General features: G+C 61.4%; 15 protein-coding genes. 7 read left to right on the plus strand and 8 right to left on the minus strand.

The features are described from left to right. Positions 1–114: 114 nt before the first annotated feature. The 7 genes from hpaH to M0654_RS02225 form a co-directional block, all read right to left on the minus strand. Entirely contained in the window at positions 115–918 is an 804-nt protein-coding gene (hpaH, locus tag M0654_RS02195) for a 2-oxo-hept-4-ene-1,7-dioate hydratase (protein WP_248681644.1), read from the minus strand. A gap of 1 nt (position 919) precedes the next feature. Next, a complete protein-coding gene (locus M0654_RS02200) occupies positions 920–1789 on the minus strand; it encodes a fumarylacetoacetate hydrolase family protein (protein ID WP_248681645.1) in 870 nt (289 codons plus the stop codon). A gap of 10 nt (positions 1790–1799) precedes the next feature. Further along, positions 1800–2780: a 3,4-dihydroxyphenylacetate 2,3-dioxygenase gene (gene hpaD / locus M0654_RS02205; protein ID WP_248681646.1), complete on the minus strand. Its 981-nt coding sequence runs from the start codon at positions 2778–2780 to the stop codon at positions 1800–1802. A gap of 51 nt (positions 2781–2831) precedes the next feature. Continuing rightward, the gene (hpaE, locus tag M0654_RS02210; protein WP_248681647.1) at positions 2832–4349 is read right to left on the minus strand and encodes a 5-carboxymethyl-2-hydroxymuconate semialdehyde dehydrogenase; all 1518 of its coding nucleotides are present in this window, start codon (positions 4347–4349) and stop codon (positions 2832–2834) included. Between the two features lie 39 nt (positions 4350–4388). Beyond that, complete coding sequence (locus M0654_RS02215; protein ID WP_248681648.1) at positions 4389–4781, minus strand: 5-carboxymethyl-2-hydroxymuconate Delta-isomerase; 393 nt, start codon at positions 4779–4781, stop codon at positions 4389–4391. Between the two features lie 81 nt (positions 4782–4862). Further along, on the minus strand, positions 4863–5375 hold the full coding sequence (locus M0654_RS02220; protein WP_248681649.1) for a flavin reductase: 513 nt from the start codon (positions 5373–5375) through the stop codon (positions 4863–4865). Between the two features lie 11 nt (positions 5376–5386). Further along, on the minus strand, positions 5387–6949 hold the full coding sequence (locus M0654_RS02225) for a 4-hydroxyphenylacetate 3-hydroxylase family protein (RefSeq protein WP_248681650.1): 1563 nt from the start codon (positions 6947–6949) through the stop codon (positions 5387–5389). Between the two features lie 86 nt (positions 6950–7035). Here M0654_RS02225 and M0654_RS02230 point away from each other — a divergent pair, with 86 nt between their 5' ends. The 4 genes from M0654_RS02230 to M0654_RS02245 all read left to right on the plus strand — a co-directional run bounded on the left by M0654_RS02230 (position 7036) and on the right by M0654_RS02245 (position 9411). Further along, on the plus strand, positions 7036–7905 hold the full coding sequence (locus tag M0654_RS02230; RefSeq protein ID WP_248681651.1) for a helix-turn-helix domain-containing protein: 870 nt from the start codon (positions 7036–7038) through the stop codon (positions 7903–7905). An 82-nt stretch (positions 7906–7987) separates the two neighbouring features. Further along, on the plus strand, positions 7988–8494 hold the full coding sequence (hpaR, locus tag M0654_RS02235; RefSeq protein WP_248681652.1) for a homoprotocatechuate degradation operon regulator HpaR: 507 nt from the start codon (positions 7988–7990) through the stop codon (positions 8492–8494). 135 nt (positions 8495–8629) lie between these two features. Next, on the plus strand, positions 8630–8851 hold the full coding sequence (locus tag M0654_RS02240; protein ID WP_118850656.1) for a DUF982 domain-containing protein: 222 nt from the start codon (positions 8630–8632) through the stop codon (positions 8849–8851). Between the two features lie 95 nt (positions 8852–8946). Then, the gene (locus M0654_RS02245) at positions 8947–9411 is read left to right on the plus strand and encodes an MgtC/SapB family protein (RefSeq protein ID WP_118850655.1); all 465 of its coding nucleotides are present in this window, start codon (positions 8947–8949) and stop codon (positions 9409–9411) included. 10 nt (positions 9412–9421) lie between these two features. Here M0654_RS02245 and M0654_RS02250 read toward each other — a convergent pair whose 3' ends face one another. Continuing rightward, positions 9422–10471: a LacI family transcriptional regulator gene (locus tag M0654_RS02250; protein ID WP_248681762.1), complete on the minus strand. Its 1050-nt coding sequence runs from the start codon at positions 10469–10471 to the stop codon at positions 9422–9424. A 410-nt stretch (positions 10472–10881) separates the two neighbouring features. Between M0654_RS02250 and M0654_RS02255 the strand changes: the two genes are divergently transcribed. The 3 genes from M0654_RS02255 (at position 10882) to M0654_RS02265 (ending at position 14085) form a co-directional block, all read left to right on the plus strand. Then, positions 10882–12117 carry an ABC transporter substrate-binding protein gene (locus M0654_RS02255; RefSeq protein WP_118850654.1) on the plus strand — a complete coding sequence of 412 codons (1236 nt, stop codon included), beginning with the start codon at positions 10882–10884 and terminating at the stop codon, positions 12115–12117. 128 nt (positions 12118–12245) lie between these two features. Further along, on the plus strand, positions 12246–13148 hold the full coding sequence (locus M0654_RS02260) for a carbohydrate ABC transporter permease (protein WP_248681653.1): 903 nt from the start codon (positions 12246–12248) through the stop codon (positions 13146–13148). Then, entirely contained in the window at positions 13141–14085 is a 945-nt protein-coding gene (locus M0654_RS02265) for a carbohydrate ABC transporter permease (RefSeq protein ID WP_248681654.1), read from the plus strand. The genes M0654_RS02260 and M0654_RS02265 overlap by 8 nt, the downstream gene beginning before the upstream one ends. Positions 14086–14090: the final 5 nt, after the last annotated feature.

Consider the following 14090-nt stretch of genomic DNA (forward strand, 5'->3'; position numbering starts at 1 on the left):
CCGGCCTTCGGCCTTGCCGGTGCTGGTCGCGGTTGCCTTGAAATCGGCGAGCAGGGACTCCCGGCTGGCCGAGGGGCTGCTTGAAGAGGTTCTTGGGCGCGGGTGTGGCAACTCCTACTCGAAGAACAGGCTCACGGAGCCGCAGGGCCCGAAATCGGCGATGATCGTGTCGCCGTGGCGGGCTTCGATGGGGCGGATGAAGGAGCCGGCAAGAACGATCTGCCCCGCTTCGATCCGGTCGCCATATTGCGCCAGGCGGTTGGCAAGCCAGGCGACACCGCGCGCCGGCTGGTTCAACACGCCGGCGCCAAGGCCGGTTTCCTCGACCTCGGCGTTGCGTGAGACGATCGCGCCCATCCAGCGCATGTCGATCTGGTCCGGCCGCATGACGCGCCCGCCCGTGACGATGCCGGCATTTGCGGCGTTGTCCGCAATGGTGTCGAAGATGTTGCGTGGCTTCTTCGTCTCCGGATCGACCCGCCGGATCCGCGTGTCGAGGATCTCCAGCGCCGGCGTCACATAGTCCGTCGCGTTGAGCACGTCGTAGACGGTGACGCCCGGCCCCTGCAGCGGCGCCTTCATGATGAAGGCGATCTCGGCTTCGACGCGAGGCTGGATGAACCGGTGCTTGGGGATCGTGGCATTGTCCTCAAACAGCATGTCGTCGAACAAGACGCCGGAGTCCGGGATGTTGATGTTGAGCGCGCTCTGCATCGCCTTGGAGGTGAGACCGATCTTCCAGCCGATCACCTTGCGCCCGGCGTCGCGCTTGCGGCGCACCCACTCGGCCTGGATCGCATAAGCGTCGTCCATGGTCATGTCGGGGTAGGTCAGGGACACGAGCCCGGTCTGGACACGGGTCCGTTCGGCCTCATCGAGGGCGGATGCTGCGGCGTCGATCTGGTCCTTCGTCAACATGTCACACCTCTTCGTTGACGACGCTGTTGCGCAAGACGCCGACCCCTTCCGCCTCGACCTCGACCACATCGCCGGGTTTCAGCCAGATCGGCGGATCGAACCTTGCGCCGGCGCCGGTCGGCGTGCCGCAGACGATGACATCGCCGGGAACAAGGGTGGTGAATGCGGAGATGTAGTTGATGATCTTGCGGAAGGAGAAGATCATCCGGCTCGTCCGGTCTCGCTGACGGATCTCGCCGTTGACCCGGGTTTCGAGCGAAACGTCGGCCAGTTGCGCCTCGTCCTCATAGGGAGTGAGCCAAGGGCCCATGGAGGCAGAGGAATCGAAGTTCTTGCCCTGGGTCACGTTGAACTTGGCGTGCCGCACCCAGTCGCGGATCGTGCCTTCGTTGCAGAGGGTGAGGGCTGCAATGTGGGAAAGCGCATAGGCTTCCGGAATACGCCGGCCCCCTTTGCCGATGACGATGGCGATCTCGCCTTCGTAATCTAGTTGCTTGCTTTCCGGCGGCCGGATCAGCGGTTGCCCGTGGCCGGTAAAGGAGCGCGGAAAACGGACGAAGAGCGACGGATTCGGCGGAGCCGCCTGGCCGTCCTTGTACTCCTCGTTGCGGTCGGGGAAGTTTACGCCGACGCAGATGATCTTTTCGGGCGCGGGTATCGGGATCTCGTAGGTGATCTCGGCTTCAGCAAAATCGGCGGGCAGACCTTGCGCCTCGTCGACCAGTCGCTTCAGCGCGCCAGCCTCGATCACCTCGCGTAGCGTCGGCCATTCCGGATGCCGGATGGAGAGATCAACGATGCCGGTCTCACGGAGCAGCCCGTAACCGCTCTTTCCGCCGCGGCTGTAACTCACCAGTCGTGCACGCGTCATCCTGGGCTCCTCATGGGGCAATGATCGGCTGCGCCTTCAGGTCCGGCTCGCGGATCGTCGCGCCGTCGAACGTGCTGCCGTGCTCGAACCATGACCGCGGTGCGGGTGAGCCCCACAGCGTTTGCCGCTGCGGATCCTTCAGGTCCCATTTGATCGGTTCGAGCTCCGGATCAACCGTCTGGTAATCGGAGCAGTAGATCTCGATGCGGTGGTCGTCCGGGTCGAGGATATAAAGGAAGAAGGCGTTGGAGATGCCGTGGCGGCCGGGGCCGCGCTCGATGTTCTTTACCCAGCCGGTGGTTGCCATCAGATCCAGCAGGTCAATGATGTTGAGCGGCGTCGGCACCCAGAAGGCAGTGTGATGCAGCCGGGGTCCCCGACCATTGGTGAAGGCGATGTCGTGGACGCCGCCCTTGCGGTGTGTCCAGGCCGCCCACAGGCGGCCGGTTTCTTCGTCGGCGGTATATTCGGTAACGCGAAAACCGATCTCGTTGTAGAAGGCGACGCTTTCATCGACATTGGGTGAGAAGCAGTTGAAGTGGTCGATGCGAAGCGGCTTCACGCCTTTGTAGAGCGCGTATTTCTGGTGGATTGGCGGGAGCCGGTCCATCTTGCTGTAGAATTCCAGCGGCACGCCATGCGGATCGCGCGTCCTGAAGGTGCGACCCTGGAAGGGACGCTCCGCCCATTCCACCGGAAGCCCCTTGCCCTTGAAGAAATGCGCGGCCTTTTCGAGGTCCTCCTCATCGAAAACCTTGAAGCCGAGCTCGCCCGCCCGCGGCTCTGCGGCCTGTTTCAGCACGATGCAGTGGTGGCCGCGCTCTTCCATGGCCCGCAGGTAGATGGTGTCAGCCGTTTCGTCGGTGACCTGGAGGCCAAGCGTGTCGACATAAAAGGCGCGCGACTTGGCAAGGTCGGTAACGCAGAACTCGACATGGCTGAGGCGGACGATGTTGAAAGGCGGATAAAGATTCGGCTTGGGAAGCGGCATTGTTCCTCCTCAGATGTCATTCGCACACGATCTCGGCCCTCCCGCCGACGATCAGCCACCCAGCTTCGGGATGGCGTGTGCGCTCGTCGCAAAGGCGACGTTCTTTGTTTCCATGTAGAAGTCAAACGACCAGTCGCCGCCATCGCGGCCGATTCCGGAGCTCTTCGTGCCACCAAACGGTGTCGGCAAATGCCGGATATTTTCCGAGTTCACCCAGATCATTCCGGCATCAAGCGCATCGGTAAAGCGGAAGGCGCGGGTGACGTCCGATGTCCAGAGGTAACCGGTGAGGCCGTACTGGATGTCGTTGGCGATGCTGAGGGCTTCGGCTTCATCCTTGAAGGGGATGGCGGTGAGGACTGGCCCGAAAATCTCCTCCTGCGCAATCCGCATCGCGTTTGTCGCGCCGGTGAAGAGCGTGGGGGAGACATAACAGCCGCCACCGGGTCCATTGAACCTGGTGCCACCCGCGGCAACCGTCGCGCCTTCGGATTTGCCGATCTCGATATAGTCGAGGACCTTCTTCTCATGCACCGGATGCACGAGGGGGCCAACGACGGTTTCCGGGTCGAGCGGGTGACCGACCTTTATGCGACCGGCCTTTTCCGCCACCAGGCTAGTGAACCTGTCATAGACGCTTTCTTCGACGAGAAGCCGTGAGGAAGAGGTGCATCGCTCGCCATTCAGCGAATAGATCATGAAGACGGCGGCATCGGCCGCGCGATCAAGGTCCGCATCGGCAAACACGATGACCGGGTTCTTGCCGCCGAGTTCAAAATGCACGCGTTTCAGCGTATCGGCACCCTGTCTCATGATCGCCGAGCCGGTCCGGCTCTCGCCGACAAAGCCAATGGCCTTGATGGCGGGATGTTCGGTCAGTGCCTTGCCAGCCTCTTCGCCGAAGCCGTTGACGAGGTTCCACACACCCTTCGGCAAGCCTGCCTCTTCGGCGATCTCGATCAGCAGCCGCGCCGTAAGCGGTGAAAACTCGGCCGGCTTGTGGACGACGGTGCAGCCGGCTGCGAGCGCCGGCGCGATCTTCCAGGTGGAGAGCATGAAGGGTGTATTCCACGGCGTGATGATGCCGACCGGCCCAATCGGCACCCGCGTCGTCAGGTTGACCTGCCCCTGCGTCCTCAGGCTCTTGCCATCGCGCGCCTCGGGGGCGCGGTCGGCGAAGAAGCGGAAGTTTTCGGCCCCACGCAGGGCTGCCTTGGCCATGAACTTCAGCGCCTGGCCGGTGTCCATGCATTCCACGAACGCGATCTCTTCGGCGCGGGCTTCGATCGCATCGGCAATTTTGTGGAGGAGCTTCTTGCGCTGTTCGCCGCTGATTGCCGCCCAGGCCGGGAAGGCCTCGCGCGCCGCTTGTGCTGCCCGGTCGATGTCGGCCGCCTTGCCATGCGCCACCTTCGCCAGCGGCTTCAGATCGACCGGGGAGATTGTCTCGAAGGTCGTGCCGTCGAGGGCCGCCACAGCTTCGCCGTTGATGTGGTTCATCACGCCGTTTTCAGCAAAGTGGGCGAGGTAGCGTTGCGCCTTCGAAAGGTTTTCATCAAGCCTGGACATGTCGTCTCCCGCTCATTGCAACAGCGGCCTGAGGCCGGATCATGCGTTCGCCTGCCGCAAGCGCGGGTGGATGGCGTTCTTCTTCCAACTGAGATCCGGGTCGATCTCGCGGATCTCCATCGACAGAGCGAAGTGCGGTGTCTTGAACAGTTCTGACAACTCCTCCGCCACCACCGTGAAGATCTGCTCGCCAGCGCGCTTCTTCTCATCCAGGCTTCGGCCCACGCCGATACGGAAGGACAGGTCGACAAAGGCGTTTTCGGGAAGATTGTCCGCGACCGCATAAGCCTGGCACCGGATGGCGCGGACACGCACGGCGCCGACTTCGAACAGACCCGTGGCAAGGATGGTATCGAGCACCCGCGCGCAGAGCGCGTCGAAGTCGACCCGATCATCGAGGTTGGCGGAATATTCAAGCGTCAAGTGTGGCACGTTTCCTCCCTGCCGAGCTCAAGTCGCTTTCTCTATAATTATCATGTTAAATATGTTCCGGCCGGTGTCAACAGCATCAGTCTAGCCGCCGAAGCTGCCGATCTGGGTCGGCACATGGACATAGTTGCGGTCGAAATAAAGCAGCGCTTGCCCGTCCTTGCGGCTGCGGATCTCGGCGACTTCACCGATCAGGATATGATGCGTGCCGACGAGGTTTGCCTGCGTCAGCGAGCAATCGAAGGAAACGATCGCATCCGCGAGCGCCTGGTTGCCGGACCGCAGGACGATCCAGTCGGCGGCGGCGTAACGAGCCGCCATGTTGGCCTCGCGCCCGGCGAAAACGGCAGCAAGATCCTTGTGCTCGCCGGTCAGCACGTTGACGCAGAAGCGGCGATTCTCGAGAAACAACTGTGTCTGGGCCGAGCGGCTGTTCATGCACACAAGCAGTGTCGGCGGGTCATCCGTTACCGAACACATGGCAGTTGCCGTGAAGCCGCCGCGCCCTGCCGCTCCGTTGGTAGTGACCACGTTGACCGGTGCGCAGACCCGCGCCATGGCGTTTCGAAATTCGGTTTGGGAGACCTGTCCTGGCATGGCTGCCCTCGTTATTCGGCTGCCGTGGAAAGGCCCGTGTCATTGTTGAGCGGCGGAAGCCAGGTGTCACTCGTCCAGCCATTCTCGTCATAGTCGGACATGCATTGGTCGACGAGCGCTTCCATTTCCTTCAAGCGACCGCCGCGCTCGGCGCCTTTCAGCACCTGCAGACGAACTTCCTCCGGCGCACCGGCATAGTTCAATTCGTAGAGCGCATGGCGCCCGCCGAACTCGGTGCCGGTCGCGTCCCACAACAGCTTCATGATCTTGATGCGCTCGACATAGCCCATGTCGTTCGAGCCGCGCACATATTGCGCAAGGTAGCGGTCGATCGCGGGGTTGGCAAAATCCCTGGCCGAGGAGGGAAGGTAGATAAGGCCTGACGCGACCGTGCGGCGGATGATGTCGATGACGCGCGGATAGGCGTCCGACATGAAGGTGCGGTAGGAAAGTGCCGCTTCCAGGTTTGGCAGCACCGCGCCGCTCGCCCAGGGGATCGGGTTATAGGCCATGGCGTTGGCGAAGGACCAGAACTGGTGCCGGATGGCGATGACTTCGCCAAGCATCGCCTGGTTGCCGCGAAAGGCGTCGCCGCCGGTGGCGCGCAGCGCCTTGGCAAGCAGCCCCGCCAGGAAATCCAGCTTCACGCCGAAGCGGATGCAGCCCTGGAAACAATAACCGTGCATGAAGCCGGAGGCCGGATGGAAAGAGAGGATCTTGCCTGCATCCCGCAGCACAAGGACATCCTCCCAAGGTACGAAGACATCATCGAGCACGAGGATCGCGTCGTTTTCATCGAAGCGTGATGACAGCGGGTAATCGAACGGGTGGCCGAGCGTATTGGCCGCCTGTTCATAGGAAACGCGGCAGAACATCTTGATGCCGGGGGCATTCATCGGAACGATGAACATGACCGACAGCGACGGGTCCTCCGTGACCGTTGCCGAGCCCTGGGCGAGGAAGTTGTAGTGCGTCAGCGCCGAGGAGGTCGCGACGACCTTGGCGCCCGAGACATAGATGCCGGCATCGGTCTCGCGGGTGATATGGACAAAGACGTCCTTCACCGCATCTGCAGGCTTGTGGCGGTCGATCGGCGGGTTGACGATCGCGTGGTTCATGAACAGCACGTTTTCCTGCGCGCGCTTGTGCCATGCGAGCGCGTTGTCCTTGAACGGCCCGTACCAATCGGCATTGGCGCCGAGCGTGTTCATCAGGGCCGCCTTGTAGTCGGCGGTGCGGCCCATCCAGCCGTAGGACATGCGCGCCCAATGAGCGATCGCCTCCTTCTGCGCGACAAGATCCTGCGCCGAGCGCGCCACGCGAAAATATTTGTGGGTGTAACCGCCGGAGCCGGTGTCGGTCGGCGAAGTCAGGATGTCCTTGGTCTTTTCGTCATGCAGCGCATCGTAAAGCCGCGCCAGCGACCGGACGGAATTGCGCATCGCCGGATGGGTGGTGACGTCGCTGACGCGTTCGCCGTTGATGTACACTTCGCGGCCGTCCCGCAGCGAGGCGATATATTCGGCACCCGTCAGGGGACGGCTCTTATCGGCGCGAAAGTCCTCGGTTTTCATCGCTAATCCTCCCAGATCAAGCACAGGCTAGAACGGAGGCTGGGAAGGGGCTATGTACAGCCAAGCGAAATCGGTTGTACTTTTTCATGCCGACCACCCTGCAGTCCGTGCCAAGCTTTTTTGTCTACGGCGAGCCGGACCGGCCGCTCGACGTCGGTTTCATCCATGTCGAGACGGTGATGGCGCGCCGGCAGGTGCATTTCGGCAAGGTGGCCGCCCACAAGCACGGCCAGATGGCGCAGATCACCTTCTGGACCTCCGGCAGCGGCGCGTATTTCATCGAGGACCAGGTGATCCAATTCGAAGCGCCGGCGGTGAGCTTCATGCCAAGCGGTACCGTTCATGGCTTCAACATCGAGCCGGAAACGACGGATGCGATCGTGGTTTCAGTTGCCGATAGCGCGCTGCCGCTGGTGAAGCCCCTGGCAGCGCTCGACTTCGAGCGCCCGCTGTTCGAGTCCCGGCAAAAAGGCAGCCCGCTCTGGGACAGATTGCGGGCGACGGTCCAGCGGTTGCAGGTGGAATACCGCGAAGGTTATAGCGCGTCCCTGCCTGCACTGATTGCGGTTGCTGCCAATGACATTGCGCGGCTTGCGAGGGGGAGCACGGAAAACCCGACGCCGGATCTCGACCTCGCCCGAAAGCTGAAATCGCTCGTTGACGTGCATTTCCGCGACAACTGGCCACTTGACCGTTACCTCGAGACGCTGGGGACGACGCCGCACCTGCTGGCCAAGGCTTGCCACCAGGCTTACGGGCAGTCGGTGAAATCCTTCATCGATGATCGCCGGTTGCTGGAGGCCAAGCGCCTGCTGCTGTTCACGGTGCGGTCGGTCGAGGATATCACCTTCGAGCTCGGCTTCCACGACCCAGCCTATTTCTCGCGCTTCTTCCGCAAGCGGGTTGGCGAACCGCCGGGCGAATGGCGCGCGCGTCGCACGGAAAAACAGGCTTGAACGGCGCGCGAAACTTATCCGTCTTGTCGTTGCCCCGCAGATGGCCGATGTAACGCGGTGACGAGGAGTTGGTAGACAAACGATGTCGGACGGAAACGACAGCAGCAGGGATGAAGTCGGACACGGGGCTGGAACGGGTCCGCGTGCGGTGCGCTATTCCTTGCCGATCGCGCTGCTTCGAGCCCGCGAAGCGGTGATGAGCCATTTCCGGCCTATGCTTGCCGCGCATGGCGTCACCGAGCAGCAATGGCGGGTGATCCGTGTCCTGAAGGAGGCCGGGACGCTCGACGCCTCCGAAGTAGCCGAGCGCGCATTTATCCTGGCGCCGAGCCTGACACGGATGATCCGCTCGCTCGAGGAGCGGAACTTCATCTCCAAGCACAAGGACAGCAGCGACGGACGACGCGTGCTTCTGACGCTCGCGCCCGCCGGGGAAGCCATCATCAAGGATGTTCTGCCCGACAGCCAGGCGATCTATGACGCGCTTGAGGAGAAGTTCGGCAAGGCGCGGCTTGGCGAATTGCTGGAGCTTCTGGACGAGCTTGCGGCCTGGAGCCGTGACGATGAACCGGCTTGCGCTGAAGAGTGACAGAAGCCCTTCGTGGGCGTGTAAAAGCACATGCGCACATGCGACATTGCTAAAGATGCGGCCGCAGAGTAACCTTTGCCTCTGGCTTTAATTTGCCAGCGCTCTAACTGGTTTTGCATACGTAGGGAGGCGGACATGCAGAATAAGCTTTGGGACCATCCGGTTCGGGCTGGTGACGACCTGATTTTCAGCCCATTCCAGGCCCACCAGTTTGCCCGTTCCAAGTGGCCCGACCGCAAGGACGCCCATTTTGCCAGCGCCTATGACGCCATTCTTGCAGCACTCGATGGGCGGGTGACGCCGGATGAGGCGCGGGTAAAGTTTGAAGCCGCGCTGAAGAGTGCCGAGTTGAACTGATCAGGTTTCGAGGTTGCCGTTCGCAGCCGTGCCGGGACGACGGCGACATGGTTGCCGTCGGGTTGGCATTGTCGTGAAGAAGCCAGGAGCGTCACGTGGTTGAATGGCTGAATTCGCTCGGCATCAACTTCGACATCATTCCCCATCTGACGGCATTGCTGGTCGCCTACGCATTGGCGCTCCCGATCGGCTGGGACCGCGAGCGCAACGAACGTAGCGCCGGCCTGCGCACCTTTCCCTTGGTGGCAATCGCCACGTGCGGCTTTGTCCAGGCTGCCGAGCGCATCACCATGAGCGAGCCCGAGGCGACTGCCCGCATCGTGGAAGGGCTGATCACCGGCATGGGCTTCATCGGCGGAGGCGCCATTCTCGTGGTGAAAAACAGCGTGCGCGGCACGGCAACGGCGGCAAGCCTCTGGGCAACCGGTGCGATCGGGACTGCGGTCGGGCTTGGCGCCTATGACACCGCCGTCGTGCTTTCCTTTGTCACCTTCCTCACGCTGCGGGTGATGAAGAACTTCAAGCCATCGCATCTGGAAGAAGACATCCGCGAGGACTGACGGCGCGACGTCAGGTGTTGCGGCGCTGCGGCCAGACAGGCTGGGCAACGCTTTGCAGCGAGGCTGGGTCGGCGCCATTGATGCTGGCGATCAGGGCTTTTGCGAGTTCCCGGCCTGCCTGGCGAATGTCTTCATAGGCCGTGTAGATCTCCGGACGGATCCAGTTCAGGATATCGGTCGCCTGCTTGGATACAAGGTCTACATCGACCCCGAGCCTTTTTCCTGCCGCTTCGATTCCAGCCATCATCGCGATCGAGGAGGAGCCGCTGACGGAAATGATCCCATCCGGCGGATCGGACGAGCGCATCATCCGCTCGACATAGGCGCGAACCTCGGTCAGCGGTGTTTCGCTAGTGATGCGGCCCATCGACACCTCATGAGCGCCGAAATCGGCAAGACCACGCTCAAAGCCGACGCGGCTGTGCACATAAAACGAGAATCGGCTTTGCGGTGACAGAAGAGCGATGCGCTTGCGACCCTTCTGCACGAGCTTCTCGACCGCCTGATAGGTGTAAGCTTCGTTGTCATAGTCATGGAAGGGGTGGACGATGCCCATGTCGCTGCGTCCATGGGTGACGAAGGGAAGCTTGCGCTCAAACATAAGTCGCACACGCGGGTCTTCAGGCTCTATGCGCGAGATGATCACGCCATCGGCCGAGCCGGTGTCGAGGATATAGCGGACCGGGATCATCGCATCCTTTTCGAAGGAATGCGGCGTGACGACGAGGTGGTAGGGCGTGCCGGCCAGAACTTCGGTGATGCCGCGGACGATGTGGCTGGTGAAGCCCAGGATCTCGTCGTCGATGCTCAAGACCAGCGCGATGACATTGGTCTTTCCGGTGCGCAGGCGCACACCAGCGCGGTTCGGCTGGTAGCCGAGTTGCTGGGCAATCAGCCGCACGCGTTCCTTGGTTTCGGCGCCGATATCCGGCGCATCTTTCAGGGCTCGGGAGACAGTCGTGATGCCGAGCCCGGTCATGTAGGCGATCGTCTTCAGCGTCGGCCGTTCGTTCAGGGCCGCCGGCGCTACGCCTGCTTTTGATCTTCCTAAGTCGTCCATCATCACCGTCGCGCCGAAGCAGGAATCTCTCTTGGCCAAAAACAGCCATACACCCTTTTTACCGGGGGTGTACATCATGGTCTGCATCTTTTCCTGTAACGATACAGATGCTTTCAGGGCAGCTTTTTGAGCCGATAGGTTCGTTTACAAACGTACGCTTGTACAACGCAGGTGCGAAACCAGATTTCGCAGCTGCACAACATTTATGCTGGATCCGCGTTAAGGAATTCCGACCAAACGAGCCCGTTTGCGCCGATAATAAGCCCGCCCAGTGAAGAATCATGTCCTACGAGCACAAACGTAGGTTGTGTTTATGTACCGCTAGACGAAAGTCGAAAGAAAAGCAGTTGCCGGATCATTCATTTTGCCCTAGCCTTCTTACTGCAACGTTTCAGTGAGGGAGGAGACTCATGAATTTCCGTGCAATGGCGGCCGTACTTGCCGCAACCGTCGTGCTGCCATTGGGCGTCGCCCAAGCGACCGACCTCGAAGTAACCCATTGGTGGACATCCGGCGGCGAGGCTGCTGCCGTGAAGGAACTGGCGACGAAGTTCGATGCCAGCGGCAACAAATGGGTCGATGGCGCAATCGCCGGCGGCGGCAGCACCGCTCGCCCGATCATGATCAGCCGCATCACCGGCGGTGACCCGATGGGCGCCACCCAGTTCAACCACGGACGCCAGGCGCAGGAACTCGTTGAAGCGGGCCTGATGCGGGACCTCACGGCCGTGGCCGAAAAGGGTAACTGGAAAGAAGTCATCAAGCCCTCGAGCCTGCTCGACAGCTGCACCATCGATGGCAAGATCTATTGCGTTCCGGTCAACATCCATTCCTGGCAGTGGCTGTGGCTGAACAACGAAGCTTTCGAAAAGGCCGGCGTGCCGGTGCCGAAGGACTGGAACGAATTCGTCGCGGCGGGTCCGAAGCTGAAGGAAGCGGGCATCCATCCGCTGGCGCTTGGCGGTCAGGCGTGGCAGGCGAACGGCCTCTTCGATACGCTCTTGCTGGCGCTCGGCGGCAAGGAACTGCATGAAGCTGTCTACGTCAAGAAGGACGCAGAGGCTGCTGCCGGTCCTGAGGTCGCGAAGGTCTTCGAGGCTGCGGCCCAGGCCCGCGAGCTCTCCATGGGCACCAATGTCCAGGACTGGAACCAGGCAACCAACATGGTCATCACCGGCAAGGCCGCCGGCCAGGTCATGGGTGACTGGGCGCAGGGTGAATTCCAGATCGCCGGCAAGGTCGCCGGCAAGGACTATTCCTGCCTTCCGGGTCTTGGCGTCAGCCAGTACATCACCACTGGCGGTGACGCCTTCTACTTCCCGGTTCTGAAGAACGAAGAAGCGTCCAAGGCGCAGGATGCGCTGGCCGAAGTGCTCGTCGCGCCGGAAACGCAGGTCGCCTTCAACCTCAAGAAGGGCTCGCTGCCGATCCGTGGCGACATTGACCTCGGAACCGCCAACGACTGCATGAAGAAGGGTCTGGAGATCGTTGCCAAGGGCAATGCGCTGACCAGCACCGACCAGCTTCTGTCGCCTGACTCGCAGAGCCAGAAGCAGGACCTGATGACCGAGTTCTTCTCCAGCGCGTCGATGACGCCGGAGGCAGCTCAGAAGCGTTTCGTCGAAATCATCTCTTCGGCTGACTGATCCCCAAGCGACCGCACGGCCGGCGTCCCCGCGTGGGCGCCGGCCGCTGGAATTGGCTGCAGTCGGTGCGCCGGCCGTTTGCCGCGGCAGATCCGGGCAATCTTGCCGCGTTCGAGGAGAATTGAGACATGACAGCTCACGCGCATGCCAAGCGCCCCAACCAGCTTTTCCGCAATCTGACTGCCAAGATTGCCTCCATCCCGATGATCCTGATCGCTGTCGGGATCTTTCTCGGAGGGTCCATCTGGACCGTCGTTTATTCCTTCACCAGTTCTAGGCTGTTGCCGCGCGCCACCTTCGTTGGCCTCGACCAGTTCGAGCGGCTTTGGGCGTCGTCCCGCTGGATCATCTCGATCCAGAATCTGGCGATCTACGGCATTCTTTCGTTGATCTTCAGCATGGTCATCGGCTTCGTGCTGGCCGCGCTGATGGACCAGAAGATCCGGTTTGAGAACGCCTTCCGCACCATTTTCCTTTATCCGTTTGCGCTGTCCTTCATCGTCACCGGCCTTGTCTGGCAGTGGATCCTCAATCCGGAGTTCGGCATCCAGGGCATCGTCCGGTCGCTCGGCTGGACAAGCTTCACCTTCGACCCGCTCTACAATGCCGACATCGTCATCTACGGCATCCTGATTGCCGGGCTGTGGCAGGGTACCGGGCTCGTGATGTGCCTGATGCTTGCAGGCCTACGCGGCATCGACGAGGACATCTGGAAAGCCGCGCGCGTCGACGGCATCCCGATGTGGCGCACCTATCTCTTCATCGTCATCCCGATGATACGGCCGGTCTTCATCACCACGCTGGTCATCATCGCGAGCGGCATCGTCAAGGTTTACGACCTCGTGGTCGCCCAGACCAGCGGCGGACCGGGCAACGCGTCGGAAGTTCCCGCCAAGTATGTCTACGACTACATGTTCCAGGCTCAGAACCTTGGACAGGGTTTTGCTGCATCGACGATGATGCTGCTGACGGTCGCCATCATCATCATTCCGTGGGCCTATCTCGAGTTCGGAGGGAAAAAGCGTGGCTAACATCTCGACCCTCAACACGGCCGCCGCCGGTTTCGACGCCGTCTCCGACCAGGTCGCCACCGGCCCGCGCGGTCGCAAGCCGAGGCGCACCTTTTCGCCCCGCAACATCATGCTCTACGGCACGCTCATTGTTGCCGCGCTCTATTACCTGTTGCCGCTCTACGTGATGGTCGTCACATCCCTCAAGGGCATGCCGGAAGTGCGGATGGGCAACATCTTCTCTCCGCCGATGGAGATCACCTTCGAGCCTTGGGTGAAAGCCTGGGCGGAAGCCTGCACCGGTCTGAACTGCGATGGCCTGTCGCGCGGCTTCTGGAACTCTGTGCGCATCCTGGTGCCATCCGTCGTGGTGTCGATCGCGGTTGCCTCCGTCAGCGGTTACGCGCTTGCCAACTGGCGCTTCAAGGGATCGGAACTGTTCTTCTCGATCCTGATCATCGGCGCCTTCATCCCCTATCAGGTGATGCTCTACCCGGTGGTCATCGCGCTGCGCGAAATCGGCGTCTACGGCACGCTGACCGGCCTCGTCATCGTTCATACGATCTTCGGCATGCCGATCCTGACACTGCTGTTTCGCAACTACTTTGCGTCGCTGCCGGTGGAATTGTTCAAGGCGGCCCGCATCGATGGCGCCGGTTTCTGGCAGATCTATTTCCGGATCATGCTGCCGATGGCGCTGCCGATCTTCGTCGTTGCGATGATCCTGCAGGTCACCGGCATCTGGAACGACTTCCTGTTCGGCGTCGTGTTCACCCGACCGGATGTCTATCCGATGACCGTGCAGCTCAACAACATCGTCAACTCCGTCCAGGGCGTGAAGGAATACAACGTCAACATGGCTGCAACGCTTCTGACCGGAGCGGTTCCCCTGATCGTCTATTTCGTTTCCGGCCGGCTTTTCGTTCGCGGCATCGCCGCCGGCGCAGTTAAAGGATAAGCCTG

The sequence above is a fragment of the Neorhizobium turbinariae genome, from assembly GCF_023223505.1.
GTDB lineage: Bacteria > Pseudomonadota > Alphaproteobacteria > Rhizobiales > Rhizobiaceae > Neorhizobium > Neorhizobium turbinariae.

Excerpts from the sequence above, each read along its gene's own strand:
- hpaH (WP_248681644.1), bottom strand. The coding sequence starts at position 918 with ATGTTGACGAAGGACCAGATCGACGCCGCAGCATCCGCCCTCGATGAG.
- M0654_RS02200 (WP_248681645.1), bottom strand. The coding sequence starts at position 1,789 with ATGACGCGTGCACGACTGGTGAGTTACAGCCGCGGCGGAAAGAGCGGT.
- hpaD (WP_248681646.1), bottom strand. The coding sequence starts at position 2,780 with ATGCCGCTTCCCAAGCCGAATCTTTATCCGCCTTTCAACATCGTCCGC.
- hpaE (WP_248681647.1), bottom strand. The coding sequence starts at position 4,349 with ATGTCCAGGCTTGATGAAAACCTTTCGAAGGCGCAACGCTACCTCGCC.
- M0654_RS02220 (WP_248681649.1), bottom strand. The coding sequence starts at position 5,375 with ATGCCAGGACAGGTCTCCCAAACCGAATTTCGAAACGCCATGGCGCGG.
- M0654_RS02225 (WP_248681650.1), bottom strand. The coding sequence starts at position 6,949 with ATGAAAACCGAGGACTTTCGCGCCGATAAGAGCCGTCCCCTGACGGGT.
- M0654_RS02230 (WP_248681651.1), top strand. The coding sequence starts at position 7,036 with ATGCCGACCACCCTGCAGTCCGTGCCAAGCTTTTTTGTCTACGGCGAG.
- hpaR (WP_248681652.1), top strand. The coding sequence starts at position 7,988 with ATGTCGGACGGAAACGACAGCAGCAGGGATGAAGTCGGACACGGGGCT.
- M0654_RS02240 (WP_118850656.1), top strand. The coding sequence starts at position 8,630 with ATGCAGAATAAGCTTTGGGACCATCCGGTTCGGGCTGGTGACGACCTG.
- M0654_RS02250 (WP_248681762.1), bottom strand. The coding sequence starts at position 10,471 with ATGGACGACTTAGGAAGATCAAAAGCAGGCGTAGCGCCGGCGGCCCTG.
- M0654_RS02255 (WP_118850654.1), top strand. The coding sequence starts at position 10,882 with ATGAATTTCCGTGCAATGGCGGCCGTACTTGCCGCAACCGTCGTGCTG.
- M0654_RS02260 (WP_248681653.1), top strand. The coding sequence starts at position 12,246 with ATGACAGCTCACGCGCATGCCAAGCGCCCCAACCAGCTTTTCCGCAAT.